Origin of the sequence: Allobosea sp. (assembly GCF_017308015.1) — a bacterium.
In the GTDB taxonomy this organism is placed as follows: domain Bacteria; phylum Pseudomonadota; class Alphaproteobacteria; order Rhizobiales; family Beijerinckiaceae; genus Allobosea.
In genome coordinates this window covers 54,725-74,976 of sequence record NZ_JAFKFW010000006.1, presented here as the reverse complement: position 1 = coordinate 74,976, position 20,252 = coordinate 54,725, and the positions used below count along the sequence as shown (strand labels likewise).

Here is a 20,252-nt window from a genome sequence, read left to right as displayed (position 1 = left end):
ATAACAACAAAGGAAACATCATGAAGCGCTTCCTTGTCTCCGCCGCTGCGCTCGCCCTCTCGGCCGGCGCCCTGCAGGCCCAGACGCTGACGGCCGTGCTCAATGCCGACATCCGCTCGACCAATCCGGGCGTCAATCGCGACGGCAACACCGATTCCGTCGTGCTGCACATGGTCGAAGGTCTCGTCGGCTATGCCGAGGACGGCTCGGTCGGCCCGCTGCTGGCGGAGAAAGTCGAGATCTCGCCGGACGGCAAGACCTACACGTTCCGCCTTCGCAAGGGCGTGAAGTTCCATAACGGCGCGACCATGACCTCGGCCGACGTGCTGTGGAGCTGGAACCGCTACATGGACCCGAAGACGGACTGGCGCTGCCTCTCCGATTTCGACGGGCGTAACGGCCTGAAGGTCGAGAAGATCTCGACCCCGGATGCCGACACCGTCGTGATGGAGATCAACGAGCCGAACGGCCTCTTCCTCGACTCGCTCGCCCGCGCCGATTGCGGCGGCACGGCCGTGATCCACAAGGACTCGGTCAAGGCCGACGATAGCTGGGACAAGCCGATCGGCACCGGCCCCTTCATGCTCGGCGAGTGGAAGCGCGCCCAGTCGGTCCAGCTTCTCGCCTTTGACCAATATGCCTCGCCCAAGGGCGACAAGCGCGACGGCTATATCGGCTCGAAGCGCCCGCTGGTGAAGGAAGCCCGCTTCATGGTCATCCCCGACGCGGCGACGGTGAAGGCCGGCCTCCTCGCCGGCTCGCTCGATATGGCGCTGATGCCGGAATCGGACGTGCCCGACCTCAAGAAGGCCGCGAACCTGACGCTCGCGATCGCGCCGAACCCCGTCCGGCACAGCCTGATCATCCAGACGCGCGATCCCGTGATGAAGAACCAGGCCCTGCGCCAGGCCATCGCGGCGGCGATCGACTTCCCCGAACTCGTCGCCAATGTCTCGAATGGCCTCGGCAAGCCCAACAACTCGCCCGTCTACACGACCTCGAAATACTACGGCGACGTCGAAAAGCAGGGCTTCAAATACGATCTCGCAGCGGCAAAGGCCCTGCTGCAGAAGGCCGGCTACAAGGGCGAGAAGATCGTGATTCTCGCCAACAAGCGCTCCTCGGTGCCGAGCTTCAACACCGCCGTCATCGCCCAGGCGATGATGCAGGCGGCCGGCATCAATGCCGAGATCGAGGTCCTGGAATGGGCGACGCAGCTGGATCGCTACAACAAGGGCAATTACCAGATGCAGTCCTTCTCCTATTCGAGCCGCTTCGACCCCGCGCTCGGCTTCGAGCAGATCGCCGGCCCGAAGGACAAGCAGCCGCGCAAGATCTGGGAGGAGCCGGAGGCGCTCGCCCTGATCCAGAAGTCGATGGTGGTGACCGACACGGCCGAGCGCCAGAAAATCTTCGACGACCTGCACAAGCGCTTTATCGACGAGGTACCCACGATCTTCACCCATAACGACCTCGACATCATCGCCCATTCCAAGAAGGTGAGCGGCGTGACGCCCTGGGCATCCCAGTTGCGCCTCTGGGAGGTCAGCGTCTCGAAGTGAGACGATAAGGCCGGCCCTGCCTCCCGGCGGGGTCGGCTCTGAGGCTTGGGAGGGCCTTCGATGTTCCGCTTTGCATTGACACGGATAGGGATGGCACTGCCGACGCTGCTCATCGTAGCGGTTTCGGTCTTCGTGCTGATCCGGCTGATTCCGGGCGATCCGGCCCAGTTGATGCTGGGGGACCTTGCGACGCCGGCGAGCCTTGCCGATCTCAGGGCGCGGCTCGGGCTCGACCAGTCGCTGCCAATGCAGTTCGGCATCTGGATGGGTAATGTTCTGAGCGGCGATTTCGGCCAGTCGATCTCGTCGCAGCAGGCGGTATTGCCGCTGATCCTGCAGCGCTTCTGGGTCTCGGCCCAGATCGTGCTCGTCGCCGTTCTGCTGGCGAGCTGCGTCGCGGTGCCGGCTGGCGTCATCGCCGCCTGGAAGCAGAATTCAAGTCTCGATCTTGGCCTCGTCGCGACCGCGACGCTGTTGCTCTCGATCCCGACCTTCTGGCTGGGTCTCCTGCTCCTGCTGTTCTTCGGGCTCAAGCTCGAATGGCTGCCGGTCGTCGGCTATGTCTCGATCGCCGAGAACCCCTGGGCCGGCATCCTCTACCTCGTCATGCCGATCATGACGCTGTTCCTCCACGAGATCGGCGTGATCCTGCGCATGGCGCGGGCCTCGACTCTGGAGGTGCTGCGGCTCGACTACATCACCCACGCCCGCGCCAAGGGCCTTTCGGAGAGTGCGGTTCTCTGGCGCCACGCCTTCAAGAACGCCTTTGGCCCGACCTGGACCCTGATCGGCCTCGTCCTCGGCAACCTGCTCGGCGGCATCGCGGTCGTCGAAACGGTCTTCACCATCCCGGGACTGGGGCGCCTGCTGGTCGATGCGATCTTCGCCCGCGACTATCCGGTCATCCAGGGCTGCATGCTCTTCGTCGCCTTCACCTATGTGCTGGTGAACCTCGTCATCGACCTCTGCTACCCGGTCTTCGATCCAAGGGTAACGGCGCAATGAGCAGCGACAGCACCATGAGCACGGGCGGCACCATGAAGAAGACCCGCCGCATGAAGCTCCCCGCTCCCAATGCGATCGTCGGTGGCACGCTGATTACGCTCCTGCTCCTGACGGCCGGTACCGGCGCTCTCTGGACGCCTTACGACCCGCTGAAGCTCTCCTTCCGCGAGAAGCTGGCGGCACCCTCCGCCCTGCACTGGCTGGGCACTGACGAATTCGGCCGGGACGTGCTCTCGCGCCTGATGGCGGGTGCGGCGACCTCGGTTTGGATCAGCATCCTGACGGTGACGCTCGCCGTGATCATGGGCACCACGATCGGCTTGTTCTCCGGGTATATGCGCGGCTGGACCGACCGCATCATCATGGCCTTCAACGACGCGCTGCTGGCCTTCCCCGGCATCCTGCTGGCGCTCGGCCTGCTTGCGGTGGTCGGCGCCAACAAATACGGCATCATCGTCGCGCTCGGCATCGCCTACACGCCCTCGGTCGCCCGCGTCGTGCGCGGCACGGTGCTCTCGCTGCGCGAGCGCGAGTTCATCGCGGCCTCGCGCGTGATGGGCAACTCCGAGGGCTTCACCATGGCCCGCCACATCCTGCCGAACTGCATCGCGCCATTGACCGTGCTGGCGACATCGATGTTCGGCTACGTCCTGCTGGCGGAGAGCGCGCTCTCCTTCCTCGGTCTCGGCGTGCCGCCGCCGGCCCCGACCTGGGGCAACATGCTGGCGGGCTCGCGACCCTATATCGGCCAGGCGGTCTGGCTCGGCATCTTCCCGGGCCTCGCGATCTCGCTGACCCTGCTCGGCATCAACCTGCTCGGCGACGCCGTGCGCGACCGGCTCGACCCGCGGATGAGGGGCTCGCGATGACCAAAACTGCCCCGCTCCTTGATGTCGCCGGCCTCACCCTGAAGATCGGCGGCTCCGGCCGCACCGTGGTCAACGACGTCTCCTTCCAGGTCTTCCCCGGCGAGATCGTCGGCATCGTCGGCGAGTCCGGCTCGGGCAAGACGCTTGCGGCCCGTGCCGTGATGGGCTTCATCCCGCCGGCGGTACGGCTCGAGGGCGGCACCATCCGCTTCGACGGCCAGGATGTGATGGCCATGGACGGAAAGGCGCTGCGCACCATGCGCGGCTCCAGGGTCGGCATGGTCTTCCAGGAGCCGATGACCTCGCTCAACCCCTCGATGCTGATCGGGCGCCAGCTCGACGAGGGTCTGGCGCTGCACCGCAAGCTCGACGCGAGCCAGCGCCGGGCACTGATCCTCGACATGCTCAAGCGCGTCGGCCTGCGCGATCCGGAAGGGGCCCTCACCGCCTATCCGCACCAGTTCTCCGGCGGCATGCGCCAGCGCATCATGCTGGCTTCGGTGATGCTGCTGAAGCCCGCGCTGCTGCTGGCCGACGAGCCGACCACCGCGCTCGACGCCGTCGTCCAGCGCGACGTCATGGAGCTGATGGTCGAGCTGACGCAGGCCAACGACACCGCCGTGCTGCTGATCTCGCATGATCTCGGCATGGTCGCGCGCTATTGCAGCCGCATCGTCGTGATGTGCCAGGGCGACGTGGTCGAGCAGGGCTTGAGCGACGACATTCTCGCCCGGCCGCAGCATCCCTATACCCGCAAGCTGCTCTCGGCGATGCCCCACCGTCTGCCGGCGCGCGCCCTGCCGGAAGTGAAGACGCCGATCGTCGCGGTCCGCGATCTCATCGTCGAGTACCCCGGCCGGCAGGGCTTCTTCCGCAAGGAACAGGCGAAGCGCGCGCTGCACGGCATCAGCATCGACGTGCAGCCGGGCGAGGTCGTCGCTGTTGTCGGCGGCTCGGGCTCCGGCAAGACCACGCTCGGACAGTCGATCGCAGGCCTCGTCAAGCCCGCCGGCGGCGAAATCCGCTTCAACGGCAAGCCCATCGAAAAAAGCGATGCCGCCTACTGGGACTATCGGCTGAACTGCCAGATGGTCTTCCAGGACCCTTACTCTTCGCTCGATCCGCGCATGACGATCCAGCAGCTCGTCGCCGAGCCGCTCAGGCTCGTCCCCAACATGAGCCCGGCCGATCGCAAGGCGCGCGTTGCCGAGGTTCTGACCGAGGTGGGCCTGGGCGAGGGCTTCGCCGAACGCTATCCGCACGAACTTTCGGGCGGCCAGCGCCAGCGCATCGCGATCGCCCGCGCCATCGTGCGCCGGCCGAGCTTCGTCATCGCCGACGAACCGGTCTCGGCGCTCGACGTGACGGTCCGCGCGCAGGTCCTGGAGCTGTTCGACGAGTTGCAGAAGAAGCACGGCTTCTCCTGCCTGTTCATCAGCCACGATCTCGGCGTGGTCGAGCAGGTCGCCGACCGCGTCATCGTCATGCAGGATGGCCGCATCGTCGAGGAAGGCCCCAGAGACGACATCTTCGACAATCCGAGACACCCCTATACCCAGAAGCTCCTCGCGGCCGTCCCGGGATTGGAGAGCACCGCAGAAGGCGGGGTAAGGCTCTTCTGGCGCCGTGCCGAGAACGACAAGGCGATCACGGGCTGAAGCTGAAACAGAAAGGCCCGGAAGCCATCTTCGGTGGCGGCACCGTCGATGGCTTCCGGGCCTTTCCTTCGCTCCGCTGCGGGGCAGAGCGAAGACATGGCATCAATCAGCGCTTGCGCTTGGCGCCGACCAGTTCGTCCCATTTGCGGAAGGCGACGACCATCTTGTCGGGCTTCAGCGGCAGTTCGATCGGGTTCTTGGCGATCAGGTCGGCATATTCCGGCCGGCCGAACTCCGCGATCACCTCCTGGCTGCGCTTCGGCGCCAGCGAGAGCGGCACGTCCTTCACCGCCGGGCCCGGATAGAGATAGCCCTCGTCATAGGAATAGGCCTGCATCTTCGGCGTCAGCACGTGCGCCATGATGTCGAGGACGACGGCGAGACGATCGTTGGGGATGCCCTTCGGCACGCACATGAAGAAAGCGTCCGAGACCCAGTGGAAGCCCTTCAGCGTCTGGATCTTGGCTTCCTTCGGCACGATGCCGAGCGCGCGCGGATTGATGTCCCAGCCCGTCGTCGAGATGATGATGTCGCGCGAACCGTCGCCGAATTCCTTCATCGTCGCGCCTGTGCCCGCCGGATAATATTCGATGTACTCGCCGATCTCCTGCAGATAGGCCCAGGTCTTGTCCCAGCCATTGACCGGGTCCTGCGGGTCCTTGTCGCCGAGGATATAGGGCAGACCCATCATGAAGGTGCGGCCCGGACCGGAATTGGTCGGGCGCGCATACATGAACTTGTTGGGATTGGCCTTGGCCCAGGCGAGCAGTTCCTCGGCCGTGGTCGGCACCTGCTTGACGCGCGCCGGCATGTATTCGAGCAGCGGCCCGGACGGATAGTAGTTCACCACCGTGCCGAAACCTGCGCCCTGAACCTTGTGCAGGTTCAGCGCCGCCGGCTCGTAATTCTGCTCGATATTCGGGAATTTCTCGGCAAAATCCGGGAAGATCTTGAGCCAGAGATTCTGCTCGAGGCCAGCCGCCAGACCGTCCGAGCCGGTAAGCACGAGGTCGAGATCGGAGCGCCCGGCATCCTGCTGCGCCTTGATCTTGCTCGCCAGCTCCGGCGCCGGCGCCTTCACATAGGTGATCCGCGAGACAAGCTTCGGATTGGCGGTACGGTAGTCGTCGAAGGCCTGCTGCATTAGGGCCAGCGCCCCACCGACATCGATGATGTTGATGCCGACCGGAGCGGAAGGCAGCGCCGGCACGGCGGCGAAGGCACCGCTCCCGCCTAGGGTCAGCGCGCCCAGCCCGCCCAGAACGGTGCGGCGATCCACGCCTTTCGAAAATTCACTCATGCTTCTCCCCTTTTCATTGGTTGATGACATTCTTCAGGCCGCTGCTTCAGCAGCGAAATCACGGCGCTCGTCACCGATGCGCACGCTGCGAACCCGGAGATCCGGCGACCAGTCGATCGCGCTCTCCGGCAAGGTGATTCGGGCTTCGGCCAATGCATCGGCGATACAGGCCAGCGCATGGGTAGAGGCCATCGCGACCGCCTCCCCGGGCGTCGCAATGCCCCAGGCGACGACGTTACGGATGGCGTCGTCGAGTTTGAGCGCCGAGCCTGCCAGCGACCCGCCATTCACCTGATGCACCGAGCCGTCAGCGGAGAGCTCGACCGGCATCCCCGCGAAGCTGTAGCGACCGGGCGCGGCGCCCGCTGCCACCACTGCGTCGGTGACGAGGATCGAGCGCTCGACACCCTTCGCCCGGATCAGGCTCTTCAGCGCCTTCGGAGGCAGATGGATACCATCGGCGATGAAGCCGGCCATCAACCGATCCTCGCCGAGCTGTGCGAAGAGCGAATTCGACAGCTTGGGCAAGTCCTGCGGCAAACCATTGCCGAGATGGGTCGAGAGCGTGACGCCGACATCGGCCGCAGCCGCGACAACGTCGAAATCAGCGGCGGAATGGCCGATCGCGACGACCTTGCCCATGCGAGCCAGCGCTCCGGCGAGTGCGATGCCGCCTTCGATCTCAGGCGCCAGCGTCACCATCAGGATCGGCCGCGACAACAGCCCTTCGAGATGCGCGATGAGGTCCGGTGTGGCAGCCGTCATCGCCTCCGGCGGATGGCAGCCGCAATAGCCGGCCGCCGGGTTCAGGAACGGGCCTTCGAGGTGATAGCCCGGGCACATCAGCGGCCCGAGCCGGCTGCCGTTCACCGCGGCGTCGAGCGCACGGAAACGCTCTTCCAGCTCGTACGGATGCGCGGTGATGATCGTCGGCAGGCAGGTGGTGACGCCCGTCGCCAGCATCGCCTCCAGCGCCCGGTCGAGGTCGGCCGGGGTCATGGTGCCGGAGTTGAAATCCAGCCCGGCAAAGCCGTTCACCTGGAGATCGATTAGGCCGGGCGTGTGCATGGTCAGCCCTTCCGGGTCAGCTGCGAGGCGGCCGGCGGATCGATGAACAGCACGGTCCGCTTGTGCGTCTGCAGGATCGAGGCAGGGCTGAGATTGCTGACCGGCCCTTCCAGCGCCGCCTTCGCGGCCGCCGCCTTGCGCGTGTCGGAGACCGACAGGACGATCAGCTCGCTCTTCAGGATCTGGCGGACGCTCATCGAGATCGCCTGCCGCGGCACTGCGTCGAAGCTCGGGAACCAGCCCTCGCCGAATTGCTGCTGGCGGCAGGCATCGTCCAGGTCCACGACGAGATAGGGCTCCTCGGTGTCGAAATCGGCCGGCGGATCGTTGAAGGCGAGATGGCAGTTCTCGCCGATTCCGGCGAAGCAGACGGCGATGCGCTGGCCGGCGATCTGCCGGTTGAGCCGCTTCACCGCCGCAGCCGCGTCGCCTTCGCCATCGACCGGGACGAAGGTCGGAGCATTCTTCAGCGGCGCCATGAAACGCTCGCGCAGATAGCGCCGGAAGCTCGCCGGATGGCTCTCGGGCAGGCCGACATACTCGTCGAGATGGAAGGCGGTGACTTTCGACCAGTCGATGCCCTCGGCCGCGACGAGATGGTTCAGCATCTCGAACTGGCTGGCGCCGGTCGCCACGATGATCGCCGCGGCACCATGGTGGGCAAGCTCGTCGCGGATCGCCTGGGCGCCCAGCGCCGCCGCCTGCCGGCCGAGCTCGTCCTTGTCGGAGGCGACATGCATCTCGATCATCGAATTTTGAACCTTTTATGCCAGAAATTTTCCGATATTCTAGACCCGAGCTTATGAAGCTTCGCTCGAAACGCAATGATTAATTTTGAACGCAACCGTTCCGAATAGAGTCCGCCTTGTCCCTGCTGACGCTCGACGAAACCCGCCTCGCGCTCGCCCATGACCGGGACTGCGCCCGGATTTACCGGCTGATCCTCAACGGCGAAGCTCATTCCCGCGCCGATATCGGCCGCATCCTGCAGTTGCGTTCGACCAGCGTCTCGCGCGTCGTCGGTGACCTCATCGCGCGCCGTCTCGTCATCGAGGCCGTCGGTGAGGCGAGCGGACGCGGGCGGCCCCCGGCGATCCTCGTCGCGCATACCCGCCGCATCGGCGCCTCCGTCATCTATGTCTCCAGCCAGTCTCTCTCCGGCGCGCTGGTCGATCTCAACGGCCATCTCGTCGCTGAACGCCGCCGCACCATCTCGGGCGATGCCGACAATGCCGCGATCGCCGCCGTGATGGCGGAGCTCGCACGCGACCTCCTCGACGCGATGCCGCCGGGGATGAGTCATGCCGGAACGGCCGTCTCGCTCTCCGGCCTGATCGATCTGAAGCAGGGCCAATGGCTTCTGGCCTCGCGCTGGCCGCGCATGCGCGGGCTCGACATCGCATCCGTCCTCGAACCCGTGGCGGGCCCGGTCACGATCTGCCGCAATCTCGATGCCGAATTGCGCGCTCGCGCCGCTCGCGAGCCCGAGAATTTCGCGGGCGGCACGATCCTGCTCCACTGGGGCTGGGGCGTCGGCCTCGCCTATGCGGTCGATGGCGAGCCCTTCGCGCCGACAGGCTCCTTCGGCGAGATCGGCCATTGGCGGCTCACGGCGCTGGACGGACGACGCTGCGGCTGCGGCAACACCGCCTGCCTAGAAACCGGCGCCGCGCTCTGGTCGCTGCTTCCCACGCTGCGCCGGCATTGGCCCGATCTCGACCAGGACGAAGTACGACTTGCCCGACAGCTCGCCGGCCTCGACCTGCTGGCACTGCCCGGTGTCGAGATGGCGGCCGGGTTGCTCTCGCGCGCGCTCGCAAACGCCTGCCGCATGCTTTTTCCCGCTCGCATATGGGTAAGCGGGCCCTTTTCCGCCAATCCGCAACTCTGGGCGCGGTTCAACACGCTGTTCCGCGCGGAAGGCACGATGGACGGCTTTGCCGTGCCCGATCTCGCCGGCGTGCCAGCCAGCCATCTCTATGAAATTCACGGCGCTGCCGCGCCCTTGCTCAGCCGGGCGACCGAAGCGCTGCTGCTCGGACAGGTTTGATTCCCCAGATCCCCATGCCGTCGCGCGATGCCTGCCATGCCGCGGAATGCGCTGGCACGCCCTAACGTGGTGCACTAGTATCCCAGTGAAATGCTCCGGATGCCGCTGACGGCATCGCACAAGAGAGCACACCTCAGGGAGAGATCATGACCCATCCGACACGTCGCACCGTCATGGCCGGAGCAGCCGGCCTCGCTGCGCTCAAAGCCGGCGGAGCGCTGGCGCAGAGCGCGCCCGTCGCGCTCAACATCATCGATGTCGCCGGCAATCTTCAGCTCACGCAGGCGGCAATCGAGAAATTCGCCAAGGACAATCCGAAGCTGATCTCGCGCCTGAACTTCTCGCGCGCGCCCTCGCCGGAGCTGCCGGCGAAGCTCAAGGCCCAGCAGCAGGCCAACCGCGTCGACATCGATCTCGTGCTGACCGGCCCCGGCGCCATGTCGGACGGTATCCAGCAGGGGCTCTGGGTCGATGTGTGGAAGTCCCATGCCAAGGACCTGCCGAAGCCGGAAGAGGTCTATCACGAGCAGGCGCTGATGATGCAGCGCAATTTCGGCCAGAACGAGGGCGTCGCGGTGGTCTATTCGCCCTCCGGCCCGCTCTTCGAATATGCGCCCGAGCGCCTCAAGACCGTACCGAAGACGGCCGAGGAGCTGCTCGCCTATGTCAAGCAGAACCCGAAGCGCTTCACCTATGCTCGCCCCGTGAATTCCGGTCCCGGCTGGACCTGGCTCATGGGCCTGCCCTACATCCTTGGCGATGCCGATCCGACCGACCCGATCAAGGGCTGGGACAAGAGCTGGGCCTATCTCAAGGAGCTCGGTACCGGTGTCGACTATTATCCGGGCGGCACCGCCGCGACGATGAAGGAACTCGGCGAAGGCACCCGTGACGTCATCGTCTCGACGCTCGGCTGGGACATCAACCCGCGCGTCCTCGGCATCGTGCCGAAGGAGGCCAAGGTCTTCGTCCTCGCCAACACGCACTGGATTCCCGACACCCAGTTCATGTGCATCCCCAAGGGCGTCCCGGCCGACAAGCTGCCGGCGCTGGTCGCCCTCATGGCCTATATGCTCAAACCCGAGGCCCAGGCCGTGACCTACGACAAGGGCTATTTCTATCCGGGACCGGCGATCAAGGGCGTGACGCTCGCCATGGCGCCGCAGGAAAGCCGCGACATCCTCGCCGAATACGGCCGGCCGGAATATGACGGGCTGATCACCAGCCTGCCGACCCGCCCGCCGCTGACGCCCGAGCGTCTCGTCGCCGCCTTCCGGCGCTGGGACCAGGAAATCGGCGTCGGTCACGGCGCGCCGCAATAGCGATGAAGTTCGCCGCCATCGGCCTCGACCACCGCCATATCTACCATATGGTCGGTGGTCTCCTCGAAGCCGGCGCGACCTGCGTCGGCTTCGATCCCACGACCAGCGACGAGCGCGTCCTCTCGGGCTTCCGCGAGCGCTTTCCCGATCTGCCGGAAAGCACCGCCGACCGGCTGATCGACGATCCTACGATCGATTTGATCGTCTGCGCCGCCATTCCGGCGGAACGCGCTGCCATCGCCATCCGCGCCATGCGGGCCGGCAAGGACGTGATGGTCGACAAGCCCGGCGTTACCTCTTTCGACCAGCTCACCGCTGTCGAGCGGGCGGTAGCCCAGACCGGGCGCATCTTCTCGATCTGCTTCTCCGAGCGCTTCATCGTCCCGGCGACGCTCATCGCCGGCAAGCTGATCGCCGACGGCGCGATCGGCCGGGTCGTGCAGACGCTCGGCATGGGCCCGCACCGTTTCAACCGCGCGATCCGGCCGGACTGGTTCTTCGACAAGCGCTGTTATGGCGGCATCCTCACCGACATTGCCTCGCACCAGATCGACCAGTTCCTGCATTTCACCGGTTCGAATGATGCGGATGTCGTCGCCTCGGGCGTCGGCCATTTCGGCGGGCCGGATTTCCCCGATTTCGAGGATTTCGGCGAGATTCTGCTGCGCAGTGACAGGGCCGGCGGCTATATTCGCGTCGACTGGTTCACGGCCGACGGCCTGCCGACCTGGGGCGACGGGCGCCTCACCATCCTCGGCACCGAGGGCACGATCGAGCTGCGCAAATATGTCGACATCGCCGGCCGCCCCGGCACCGACCATGTCTTCCTCATCGACAAGGCCGGCACCCGCCATATCGATGCCTCCAGCGAGCCGCTGACCTATTTCCGCAACCTCGTCGCCGATATCGCTGCCCGCAGCGAAACCGCGATGAGCCAGCGCCACGCCTTCACCGTCTGCCGGCTCGCGCTGGAGGCGCAAACCAAGGCCGCATGGCTGCCGGCAAAACCCACCGCTCGCGCTTGAGGACATCCGTCATGACACGCAAGCTCGGCATCGCCGTGATCGGGCTCGGCCCCGCCTCCCTGCCGCATTCGAAAAGCCTGCTCGACCTCGCCGATCGCGCCGATACGCGCTGGGCCGTGAGCCGCACACCGGAACGGGCCAAGGCCTATGCCGGGCAATTCCCCTTCCCGACCACGACCGACCTCGACGCGGTTCTGGCCGATCCCGCCGTGGACGCCTGCATTGTGCTGACGCCGCCTTCGAGCCATCTCGACGTCTCCGCACTTTGCCTTGAAGCCGGCAAACATGTTCTCGTCGAGAAGCCGTTGGAATTGACCAGCGAGCGCGGCCAGCGCCTCGTCGATACCGCCCGCCGGACGGCTAAGACCTTCGGTGTGACGCTCCAGCATCGCTTTCGCCCAGCGAGCCTGCGCCTGAAGGCCGCGCTCGATTCCGGCGAGCTCGGCACGATCGAAGCCGCCTTCCTCTCCGTTCCCTGGTGGCGTCCGCAGAGCTACTACGACGAGCCCGGCCGTGGCACGCTTGCCCGCGATGGCGGTGGTGTGCTGCTCACGCAGGCGATCCATTCACTCGACCTGTTCCGCTCGCTGGTCGGGGTTTCCAAGGTCGTCGCCGCACAGGCTCGCACCACCGCCCTCCATCGTATGGAGACCGAGGACTATGTCTCGGCTCTGCTTGAGACCGGCAATGGCGCTCCTGCCACGCTGGTGACGACCACGGCCGCCTATCCCGGCTATCCCGAGCGCATCGAGATCACCGGCACCAGGGGTTTTGCCGCCCTGATCGGCGGGCGCCTGCGCCTCGCCTTCCTCGACGGGCGCGAGGAGATCGTCGAAGCCGAGGGCTCTACCGGCAGCGGCGCCAACATCATGGATTTCCCGCATGACGCCCACCGCGCCGTCATCGCCGATTTCCTCGACGCGATCGAGCAGGGCCGCGACCCCGTCGTCACCGGCGAGGAAGCTCTCGCTTCACAGCGGCTGGTCGACGACATCCTCAAGAATGCGAAGTGCAGCGCCTGAATGCGACATCCTTGACTCGCAGGCGGTTTATGACGCTCCAAGAGTCGATGTCTGAAGGTCGCCCAGTGAAGTCTGTTCCCCGGTCCTCTCTTCGCCCCGCTTCGGCCGGAGCCGGACGATGAGCGTCGTACTCGCCTGTGATCTTGGCGGCAGCAGCTTCCGTGCTGCGCTGATCAACGATCGCGGGACGACATTGGCCGAGCATGCCGTCCCCGGCCCCGTCCTGGACGACCATCTCGATCGCTCGGAGATCTCTGCGCGGGCCTGGTGGGCGCAATTGCTCGAAGCCTGCGGCAAGCTCGCCGACCAAGCACCGGAGTTGTTCGCAAACGTCCAAGGCATCGCGATCTGCGGCGTGACCCGGACGCAGGTCTTTGTCGGCCATGATGGGCAGGAATTGCGTCCAGCCATGACCTGGAAAGATGCGCGGTCGGACAGCATCGCTGCCCGTCTGCGCGACGTACTGGCAGGTCATTCCGAAGCCGGCCGCATCAACGCTTTCCACCCGCTCGCCCGCCTCGCCTGGCTGGCCGAGAACGAGCCGGAGAACACCCGCGCGCTCGCCTGCGTGCTGGAGCCCAAGGACTACCTGAACTTCTGCCTGACCGGTCGGCAGGCGAGCGACCCGGTCTCACTGGCGCGGCTCATCGCTTGCACCGATGCCACCAACGGCTCCTCGGGACTTGAGGCGATCAGCCTGTCGGCCAGCGTGATCCCGGCCATCCTCGAACCCACCGAGACCATCGGATCCGTCCGCCCCGGCCTGCCGGATCCCTTCGACCGGCTGGCCGGCATCCCCGTCCTCTGCGGCTGCAACGATACCTGGGCAGCCGTGGCCGGATTGGGCGCCCTTCGACCGGGCTATGCCTACAATATTTCCGGCACAACCGAGGTGCTCGGCGTGCTCGGCCCCGAACAGGCGGAAGCCGAGGGACTGATCTCCGTCGACTGGCGCGGCCTCTGGCATCTCGGCGGCCCCAGCCAGAACGGCGCCGACACCGCCGCCTGGCTCGCCGGCCTGCTCGGCGGCGTAGGCGCTGTCGGGGAGACCATCGAGCGCCTGCTGGACGGGCGGCGCCATCCGCAGCCGCTCATTTTCCTGCCCTATCTGCAAGGCGAGCGCGTGCCCTATTGGGACCCCAACCTGCGCGGCGCCTTCATCGGGCTCGGCCGCCGGCACGGCCCGACCGATCTCGCCTATGCCGTGCTCGAAGGCGTCGCCTGCCAGAACCGGCTCGTGCTGGAACGCGCGGAGAGCGCACTCGGCGCCCGCGTCGACGAGATCCGCTTCGGTGGCGGCGCGGCAGCCAATCCGGCCTGGGCACAGATCAAGGCCGACATCTGCGGCCGGCCAATCGCAGTGGGGACCGCCAAAGAGCCCGGCCTGCTCGGCGCGGCGATCATCGCCTGGACGGGTCTTGGCCGCTTCGCGTCGCTGGAAGCCGCGCAGGATGCACTCGTCAGCATTGCTCACCGTTACGAGCCCGACGCATCCCGCCGCACGGCCTATAACGCACTCTATGCCCTCTATCGGCAGAGCGAGGCGGCACTCGCGCCGATCTCGGCCGATCTCGTCGCGCTGGCGCAGAACACCGCCGCGTTGCCCGGCCTCGCCAACTCGGCAAGCGCCGCGTAAAGGACGCTCCATGCCGAGGATTCGAAACCGGGTGCTGGCGCGCGTGACCGCGAAGAAGGGAAGCTGAGCTTGGGCCGCATCGACCCGCGCGAACTGATCGGACGCTATGGCACGGCGCTCGCCGGCCTGGCGCTGATCCTGTTCTTCCTGATCTTCGCCCCGAACTTCGCCAGCACGATGAACATCATCAACGTGCTGAAGGACACGAGCTTCCTCGCCATCCTCGCGCTCGGCTTCGCGTTGGCCTTCACCGTGGCCGAGCTCGATCTTTCGGTCGCGGAGATGGCGAGCCTCGCGGCGGTGGTCTGCGGCTGGCTGGTCCATGCGCAATATCCGCCGGCCGTCGCGGTATCGGCCGCCATCGGCGTCGGCATCGTGCTCGGCACGCTGAACGGCTACGGCGTCACCGTGCTGCGCATCCCCTCGCTGATCATGACGCTCGGCACCGCCGCGATCGCCAAGGGCTTCGCTTTCATGATCACGCAGGGCGTCGCCTTCGTCGGGCGCTGGCCGGTCGGCTTCACCGGGCTCGCCCGCGGCTACTCGTTCGGCATCCCCAATCTCGTGCTCTGGATGGCCGGCGCCACGCTCTTCGCCTATGGGCTCGTCAAATGGACGCGGACCGGCGCGCATATGGTCGCGACCGGCGAGGCGGACGAAGCCGCGCGGCTCGCCGGCATCGCCACCGCCCGGATGAAGCGGATCGGCCTTTTGCTTTCAGGCGTCTTCGCCGGCCTGATGGCCATGCTGCTCGCCGCCAACCTGTCCTCGGCCGCGCCGAACATGGCGGGCGACTATCTGCTCTATGCCATCGCCGCCGTACTGCTCGGCATGACCATGTTCGATCCCGGCAAGCCCAACATACCCGGCACGGTCTTTGCGGCGCTGGTGCTCAAGGTGCTCGGCAACGGCTTGGTGCTGATGGGCGCGCCCTATTACATCCAGGATATCGTGCTCGGCGCGATCATCATCGGCTCGGTCGCCTTCTCGGCCAGCGCGATGAAGAAGGCGGCGTTCAAGGTCTGATTTCGACGACAGCAGGCAGAATGTTGGGAGAGGGTTTCATGTTCGGTTTGAGGAAAATGCTGGTGGCCGCCGCGGCGCTTCTCGCGCTGGGCCAGTCGGCCGGAGCGTTCGAGGTCGGCATCATCGGCTTCCAGTTCACATCAGAAACGCATGCGCGCGTCGCCAATGCCGCCGCAGCCGCAGCCAAGGCGAAGGGCTGGAACGTCACGCTGCTGAACTCGGAAGGCGCACTGCCGAAGCACGCGGAGCAATTCGATGCACTGATCGCCAGGAAGGTCGACGCCATCATCATCGCCATGGGCAAACCGGTCGAGGCCGACGCCCAGTTCAAGGCGGCAAAGGATGCCAGGATCCCGGTCATCACCGTCCAGTCGGGTTCGAGCCCGCATGCGCTCTTCGATATCCAGACCAACGAGTACAAGGTCGGCGCCGATGCCGCGCTCTATCTGCTCGGCCAGCTCGGCTACCAGGGCAACATCATCTCGGCCCGCTTCGACCTGAACGTCGCCTCGCGCATCCGCGGCCGTCTGCTGGACGCCGTCCTCGCCGAGAACCAGGCGGTGAAGGAGCTCGGCAAGTTCTCGATGGCCCGCACCCAAAGCTGGCGCGACGATGTCCGCGCCGGCATGCAGGCCCTGCTCCTGCAGAACCAGGGCAAGATCAACGGCATCTGGGCTTCTTTCGACGGCCAGGCCTACATCATCGACGATCTCCTGCAGGCTCAAGGGGTGAAGAAGGGCCAGGTCCCGCTGGTCTCGGTCGACGGTGGCAAGGAAAGCTACGAGCGCATCGCCGACCCGAATTCGACCCTCATGGCGACCGTCGCAGTGCCCTTCGACGAGATGGGCAAACAGGCGGTCGACGCCATCCAGGCGATCGTCATCGACAAGAAGCCGAAGGAGAGCATCACGTCGGGCCCCTATCTCTTCACGGAAGCCGTACTGGTCGACAAGAACAACGTCCAGCAGTTCCTGAAGAAGTGAGGATCGGAACCGTCATGCCCGGGCCCACCCGGGCATGACGGAAACGTGCCGCTGCGATTCCCGGACAGGCCATGACCAACCCCACTCCCCTCCTCTCGCTACGCGGCATTGGCAAGGCCTATGGCCCGGTCGTGGCCGTGCGCGATGTCGATCTCGACATCTTCAAGGGCGAGGTCGTGGCGCTCTGCGGCGATAACGGTGCGGGCAAGTCGAGCCTGATCAAGGTGATCTCGGGCGCCGAGGAGGCGACGAGCGGTACGATCAGTCTGCGCGGCAGGCCGGTCACCTTCGCCTCGCCGCATGACGCGCTGGAGAACGGTGTCGCGACGATCTACCAGGATCTGGCCCTCGCCCCGCGCCTCTCCATCGCCCAGAACGTCTTCATGGGTTCGGAGCTGACCAAGCCGGTGCTGCTGCCCTTCCTGCGCATCCTCGACAAGAAGAAGATGATCGCTGAATCGCAGCGTTACCTTTCGCAGCTCTCCGCCGCCGTCACCGACATGACCCGGCCGGTCGAGCGCCTCTCGGGCGGCCAGCGCCAGGCGGTCGCGATCTCCCGCGCGCTGCGCTGGAACGCCGAGATCATCATCATGGACGAGCCGACCGCCGCACTCGGCGTCAAGGAAAGCGCGCTCGTCCTCGACCTCATCCGCAAGCTCAAGGCGGACGGGCGCACCGTCATCCTGATCAGCCACAATATGCGCGACGTCGTGGCGCTCGCCGACCGCGTCGTCATCATGGGCGCCGGCCGCAAATATGTCGACCGGCCGCTCGGCGACCTTACCGCCGACGACATCGCTCACATGATCATGGCCGGCAACGCCAGGGCGGCCTGAGATGCGCAAAACGATCATCGTCGACACCGATCCCGGTCAGGACGACGCCGTCGCTCTGCTCCTCGCCTTCGCCAGCGCCGACTGGATCGATCTGAGGGCGATTACCACGGTCGCAGGCAATGTCCCGGTCGCGCAGACCACGGCGAACGCACTGCGCATCCGCGATCTCGCGGGTCGCGACGATATCCCCGTGCATCGCGGCGCCGAGGGGCCGCTGGTCTGCGCGCTCGAAACCGCGGAATTTGTCTGCGGTCCCGATGGGCTGGCCGGTGCCGACCTGCCCCAGCCGCGGAGCCTGGCGGCACCCGTTCACGCCGTGCAGGCGATCATCGATTTCTGTCGTGCCGCACCCGCGGACGGCATCACGCTCTGCCCACTCGGCCCGCTGACCAATCTCGCGCTGGCTTTCCGACTCGCACCCGACATCCTGCCGAAGGTGGAGCGCATCGTGCTGATGGGCGGCGCCATAGGGCTCGGCAACATCACGCCCGCCGCGGAGTTCAACACCTATGTCGATCCGCATGCGGCGGCGGTCGTCTTCGGTTGCGGCCGGCCGATCGTGATGTTCGGTCTCGGCGTCACGCTGCAGGCCATCGCCAGCCACGATCAGATCGCCCGTATCGGCACGCTCGGCAACGCGGCGGGCAAGGCCGTTCACGGTATGCTGACCCGCCCCCGACCCGGCAGGCTCGGCTCCGATGGCCACCCGATGCACGACCCTTGCGTCATCGCCTACCTGCTTTGGCCTGAGCTATTCGACGGCCGCGACTGCTTCGTTGCGGTCGAGACCGGCGACGGCCCCTTGCGCGGACGCACCACGATCGACTGGAACGGTCGCCTCAAGCGTGAGCCCAACGCCCATGTCGTCGCGACCGTGAAAGCTCATGAGCTGTTCGAGCAGATGATCGAACGCCTCGCCACGTTGCCCTGAGAGACTAAATCCATGCCGCATTTCGTCGAAGCACTGCAGCAGGAAGCCGCGGAAGCCATCGCGCAGATGCAGGAGGCGGCCCTGCGTGCGCGCCACGCCCATGCCCGCGCCGAATTGATGCGCCACATGCTGACCACCGCCCGCAAGGTCAAGGACAAGCCCAAGGCCGAAGCGGTCGAAACCGTCGTGCGCGAATGGATGGATGCCTGGAATCTCGGACGTTCCGACTGGCCTCATATCGCCCGCGAAATGGAGGCCTTCACCGAAGCCTTCCACGACTACGCCAACGATGGCAGCGACGCCCATGACATACGCCTGCGTGAAGCCTGCGCGGCGCTCGACGCCGTGCTGGAGCAGGAGAACACCTCGATCTCCGACCAGATGGCCTTCCGCTCCCAATGCGCCCATGGCTGGTGGGAATGGGTCAAACCCGTCCCCGCCGACCTGCCCGGTCGCAAGCCACGCCCGTCAGTGCCGGCACTTGAATCCGGCAAAGCATTCTGGGAAGTCGGCTGCGCCGATTTCTGCCGCTGACGCGTTACGGTAGCTGCTGGTTCTCGAAGAACCCGTCCAGCGGAATCTGGGTCGTCTTCTCGAAATCGTCCATCGCGTCGAGCAGGCGCTGGCGATAGTTCAGTAGCGCGAGCAGAAGCTGCGCGGCGTCCCGCGATAGGCCGTAGCGTGCCCAGCTCTCCGAGGTCACTCGTTCCAGGCCGATCTGGTCCCCGAAGGCTTCGACGGTCGAAAAACCGAGGCCCTGCACCACCTCCAGCAGCTCTTCTGCCGACATGCGTGGCTTCACGACATGGGAATGCACCCGCTCCAGCATAAGGCGGATGTCGGACGGCCGGAACTGCAGGGAATTGCGCGCGAACTGCTCGAAATTATTGGCCATGGCGTGTCTCCCCCTCGGCTCCCTTTGTAGTGATCGCACTGCCGGCCAGCAGGGCTTCGGCAGCGCCTTCATCGGTGATCAGCACCTTCGCCGCGCTGGCTCTCAGGGCCGCGCGGATCGCATGTTCCTTATGGGCGCCGCCGGCCGCAATCGCGACGAGGCCGATGCCCCTGAGATCGGCCGGGCTCACCGCCATGATACGCCGGTTCACGGGATGATCCACCAGTTCGCCCTCGGCATCGATGAAATGGCAGACGAGATCGCCGACCGCCCCGGCCTTCTTCAGGCCGGCGAGATCCGATTGCGGCAGCAAACCCTCGCGGAACAGCGTCGAACCCGGCACGAGATCGCCGACGCTGACCAGCGCGACATCGGCCGCTCGCGCGCGGTCGAGCAGGTCTCGCAAGGTCGGCTCACGCCAGAGGGCATCGCGGATCTCGGCATTCGAGACGAAAACCGGCGCGGTCAACTGGAAGCAATCGGCCCCGAACATGTCGGCGACGCGGCGCGCCACCGCCGAGGGGTTGATGCTGCGCGAATGGGTGAGGCCGCCCAGTAGCGAGACGACAGACATCGCCTCGACATGGCGCGGCTGCATGCCGCGGAGCGCCAGATGCAGGGTCTGCCCCCAGCCGACGGCCAGTGACATGTTGTCGGTCAGCTTGTCTGAAAGCCAGAGACCAGCGGCATAGCCGACGAGCGCCGAGACGCTGGCCGCATCGCGCGCCGCCGGCACCACCACCGCCTCTTTCAGGCCGAAAGCGGTGACGAGGCCGCGCTCCAGACCCGCCTGCCGGGCCGAGCGCGCATCGATCCTGATCTTGACCAGTCCTTCGGAACGCGCCGCCGCCAGCATGCGGATCACCTTGATCCGGCTGAGCCCCAGCGCCTCGGCTATCTGCTCCTGGGTCAGGCCCTCGACATAGTAGAGCCATGCAGCCCGGACTTTTGCCTCCGCGACCGGCACTTCGCCTTGGATTTGTCCTGCTCCGAATGCGTCTTCCACGAGCGCTCCCTGCCGCGCCGCCTCGGGCACTTGCACCAGCATCACCGCATCGCGGCCC

At 66.1% G+C, this 20,252-nt stretch carries 19 protein-coding genes; 14 read left to right on the top strand and 5 right to left on the bottom strand.

Annotated elements, in window-relative coordinates; all coding sequences use genetic code 11:
- Positions 1 to 20: 20 nt before the first annotated feature.
- Genes J0I42_RS07160 through J0I42_RS07145 form a run of 4 tightly spaced genes read left to right on the top strand, consistent with a single transcriptional unit; the run spans position 21 to position 5,094 of the window.
- Entirely contained in the window at positions 21 to 1,562 is a 1,542-nt protein-coding gene (locus tag J0I42_RS07160) for an ABC transporter substrate-binding protein (RefSeq protein WP_291654133.1), read from the top strand.
- Between the two features lie 60 nt (positions 1,563 to 1,622).
- Entirely contained in the window at positions 1,623 to 2,567 is a 945-nt protein-coding gene (locus J0I42_RS07155; RefSeq protein WP_291654132.1) for an ABC transporter permease, read from the top strand.
- A 50-nt stretch (positions 2,568 to 2,617) separates the two neighbouring features.
- A complete protein-coding gene (locus J0I42_RS07150) occupies positions 2,618 to 3,436 on the top strand; it encodes an ABC transporter permease (protein ID WP_291654253.1) in 819 nt (272 codons plus the stop codon).
- Entirely contained in the window at positions 3,433 to 5,094 is a 1,662-nt protein-coding gene (locus J0I42_RS07145; RefSeq protein ID WP_291654131.1) for an ABC transporter ATP-binding protein, read from the top strand. The genes J0I42_RS07150 and J0I42_RS07145 overlap by 4 nt, the downstream gene beginning before the upstream one ends.
- A 106-nt stretch (positions 5,095 to 5,200) precedes the next feature.
- Here J0I42_RS07145 and J0I42_RS07140 read toward each other — a convergent pair whose 3' ends face one another.
- From J0I42_RS07140 to J0I42_RS07130, 3 genes are read right to left on the bottom strand one after another with little or no spacing between them, the layout of a single operon-like run.
- Positions 5,201 to 6,394 carry an extracellular solute-binding protein gene (locus J0I42_RS07140; protein WP_291654130.1) on the bottom strand — a complete coding sequence of 398 codons (1,194 nt, stop codon included), beginning with the start codon at positions 6,392 to 6,394 and terminating at the stop codon, positions 5,201 to 5,203.
- 33 nt (positions 6,395 to 6,427) lie between these two features.
- Entirely contained in the window at positions 6,428 to 7,462 is a 1,035-nt protein-coding gene (locus J0I42_RS07135) for an amidohydrolase family protein (RefSeq protein WP_291654129.1), read from the bottom strand.
- A 2-nt stretch (positions 7,463 to 7,464) separates the two neighbouring features.
- Entirely contained in the window at positions 7,465 to 8,211 is a 747-nt protein-coding gene (locus tag J0I42_RS07130) for a glucosamine-6-phosphate deaminase (RefSeq protein ID WP_291654128.1), read from the bottom strand.
- A 116-nt stretch (positions 8,212 to 8,327) separates the two neighbouring features.
- Here J0I42_RS07130 and J0I42_RS07125 point away from each other — a divergent pair, with 116 nt between their 5' ends.
- The 10 genes from J0I42_RS07125 to J0I42_RS07080 all read left to right on the top strand — a co-directional run bounded on the left by J0I42_RS07125 (position 8,328) and on the right by J0I42_RS07080 (position 18,827).
- Positions 8,328 to 9,512, top strand: a complete 1,185-nt coding sequence (locus J0I42_RS07125) for an ROK family protein (protein WP_291654127.1) — start codon at positions 8,328 to 8,330, stop codon at positions 9,510 to 9,512.
- Positions 9,513 to 9,658: 146 nt separating this feature from the next.
- Complete coding sequence (locus J0I42_RS07120) at positions 9,659 to 10,834, top strand: extracellular solute-binding protein (protein WP_291654126.1); 1,176 nt, start codon at positions 9,659 to 9,661, stop codon at positions 10,832 to 10,834.
- Between the two features lie 2 nt (positions 10,835 to 10,836).
- On the top strand, positions 10,837 to 11,859 hold the full coding sequence (locus J0I42_RS07115; RefSeq protein ID WP_291654125.1) for a Gfo/Idh/MocA family protein: 1,023 nt from the start codon (positions 10,837 to 10,839) through the stop codon (positions 11,857 to 11,859).
- Between the two features lie 11 nt (positions 11,860 to 11,870).
- A complete protein-coding gene (locus tag J0I42_RS07110) occupies positions 11,871 to 12,881 on the top strand; it encodes a Gfo/Idh/MocA family protein (protein WP_291654124.1) in 1,011 nt (336 codons plus the stop codon).
- 118 nt (positions 12,882 to 12,999) lie between these two features.
- Positions 13,000 to 14,517 carry a xylulokinase gene (locus J0I42_RS07105; protein WP_291654123.1) on the top strand — a complete coding sequence of 506 codons (1,518 nt, stop codon included), beginning with the start codon at positions 13,000 to 13,002 and terminating at the stop codon, positions 14,515 to 14,517.
- Positions 14,518 to 14,586: 69 nt separating this feature from the next.
- Positions 14,587 to 15,543 carry an ABC transporter permease gene (locus J0I42_RS07100; protein WP_291654122.1) on the top strand — a complete coding sequence of 319 codons (957 nt, stop codon included), beginning with the start codon at positions 14,587 to 14,589 and terminating at the stop codon, positions 15,541 to 15,543.
- 38 nt (positions 15,544 to 15,581) lie between these two features.
- Entirely contained in the window at positions 15,582 to 16,526 is a 945-nt protein-coding gene (locus tag J0I42_RS07095; protein WP_291654121.1) for a sugar ABC transporter substrate-binding protein, read from the top strand.
- Between the two features lie 71 nt (positions 16,527 to 16,597).
- A complete protein-coding gene (locus tag J0I42_RS07090) occupies positions 16,598 to 17,362 on the top strand; it encodes an ATP-binding cassette domain-containing protein (protein ID WP_291654120.1) in 765 nt (254 codons plus the stop codon).
- 1 nt (position 17,363) lies between these two features.
- Positions 17,364 to 18,293 (top strand): nucleoside hydrolase, encoded by a 930-nt coding sequence (locus tag J0I42_RS07085; protein ID WP_291654119.1) that lies wholly within the window; start codon positions 17,364 to 17,366, stop codon positions 18,291 to 18,293.
- Positions 18,294 to 18,305: 12 nt separating this feature from the next.
- Positions 18,306 to 18,827, top strand: coding sequence for a hypothetical protein (locus tag J0I42_RS07080; protein ID WP_291654118.1), 522 nt, complete (start codon positions 18,306 to 18,308; stop codon positions 18,825 to 18,827).
- 4 nt (positions 18,828 to 18,831) lie between these two features.
- On the opposite strand, the gene J0I42_RS07075 is transcribed toward J0I42_RS07080, so the two are convergent.
- Together J0I42_RS07075 and J0I42_RS07070 are read right to left on the bottom strand one after the other, a co-directional pair.
- Positions 18,832 to 19,188, bottom strand: a complete 357-nt coding sequence (locus tag J0I42_RS07075; protein ID WP_291654117.1) for a hypothetical protein — start codon at positions 19,186 to 19,188, stop codon at positions 18,832 to 18,834.
- Positions 19,178 to 20,236 (bottom strand): sugar-binding transcriptional regulator, encoded by a 1,059-nt coding sequence (locus tag J0I42_RS07070; protein WP_291654116.1) that lies wholly within the window; start codon positions 20,234 to 20,236, stop codon positions 19,178 to 19,180. The genes J0I42_RS07075 and J0I42_RS07070 overlap by 11 nt, the downstream gene beginning before the upstream one ends.
- Positions 20,237 to 20,252 lie beyond the last annotated feature (16 nt).

Coding starts and splice junctions, on each gene's coding strand:
- J0I42_RS07160 (WP_291654133.1), top strand. CDS start 21: ATGAAGCGCTTCCTTGTCTCCGCCGCTGCGCTCGCCCTCTCGGCCGGC.
- J0I42_RS07155 (WP_291654132.1), top strand. CDS start 1,623: ATGTTCCGCTTTGCATTGACACGGATAGGGATGGCACTGCCGACGCTG.
- J0I42_RS07150 (WP_291654253.1), top strand. CDS start 2,618: ATGAAGCTCCCCGCTCCCAATGCGATCGTCGGTGGCACGCTGATTACG.
- J0I42_RS07145 (WP_291654131.1), top strand. CDS start 3,433: ATGACCAAAACTGCCCCGCTCCTTGATGTCGCCGGCCTCACCCTGAAG.
- J0I42_RS07140 (WP_291654130.1), bottom strand. CDS start 6,394: ATGAGTGAATTTTCGAAAGGCGTGGATCGCCGCACCGTTCTGGGCGGG.
- J0I42_RS07135 (WP_291654129.1), bottom strand. CDS start 7,462: ATGCACACGCCCGGCCTAATCGATCTCCAGGTGAACGGCTTTGCCGGG.
- J0I42_RS07130 (WP_291654128.1), bottom strand. CDS start 8,211: ATGATCGAGATGCATGTCGCCTCCGACAAGGACGAGCTCGGCCGGCAG.
- J0I42_RS07120 (WP_291654126.1), top strand. CDS start 9,659: ATGACCCATCCGACACGTCGCACCGTCATGGCCGGAGCAGCCGGCCTC.
- J0I42_RS07115 (WP_291654125.1), top strand. CDS start 10,837: ATGAAGTTCGCCGCCATCGGCCTCGACCACCGCCATATCTACCATATG.
- J0I42_RS07110 (WP_291654124.1), top strand. CDS start 11,871: ATGACACGCAAGCTCGGCATCGCCGTGATCGGGCTCGGCCCCGCCTCC.
- J0I42_RS07105 (WP_291654123.1), top strand. CDS start 13,000: ATGAGCGTCGTACTCGCCTGTGATCTTGGCGGCAGCAGCTTCCGTGCT.
- J0I42_RS07095 (WP_291654121.1), top strand. CDS start 15,582: ATGTTCGGTTTGAGGAAAATGCTGGTGGCCGCCGCGGCGCTTCTCGCG.
- J0I42_RS07090 (WP_291654120.1), top strand. CDS start 16,598: ATGACCAACCCCACTCCCCTCCTCTCGCTACGCGGCATTGGCAAGGCC.
- J0I42_RS07085 (WP_291654119.1), top strand. CDS start 17,364: ATGCGCAAAACGATCATCGTCGACACCGATCCCGGTCAGGACGACGCC.
- J0I42_RS07080 (WP_291654118.1), top strand. CDS start 18,306: ATGCCGCATTTCGTCGAAGCACTGCAGCAGGAAGCCGCGGAAGCCATC.
- J0I42_RS07075 (WP_291654117.1), bottom strand. CDS start 19,188: ATGGCCAATAATTTCGAGCAGTTCGCGCGCAATTCCCTGCAGTTCCGG.
- J0I42_RS07070 (WP_291654116.1), bottom strand. CDS start 20,236: ATGCTGGTGCAAGTGCCCGAGGCGGCGCGGCAGGGAGCGCTCGTGGAA.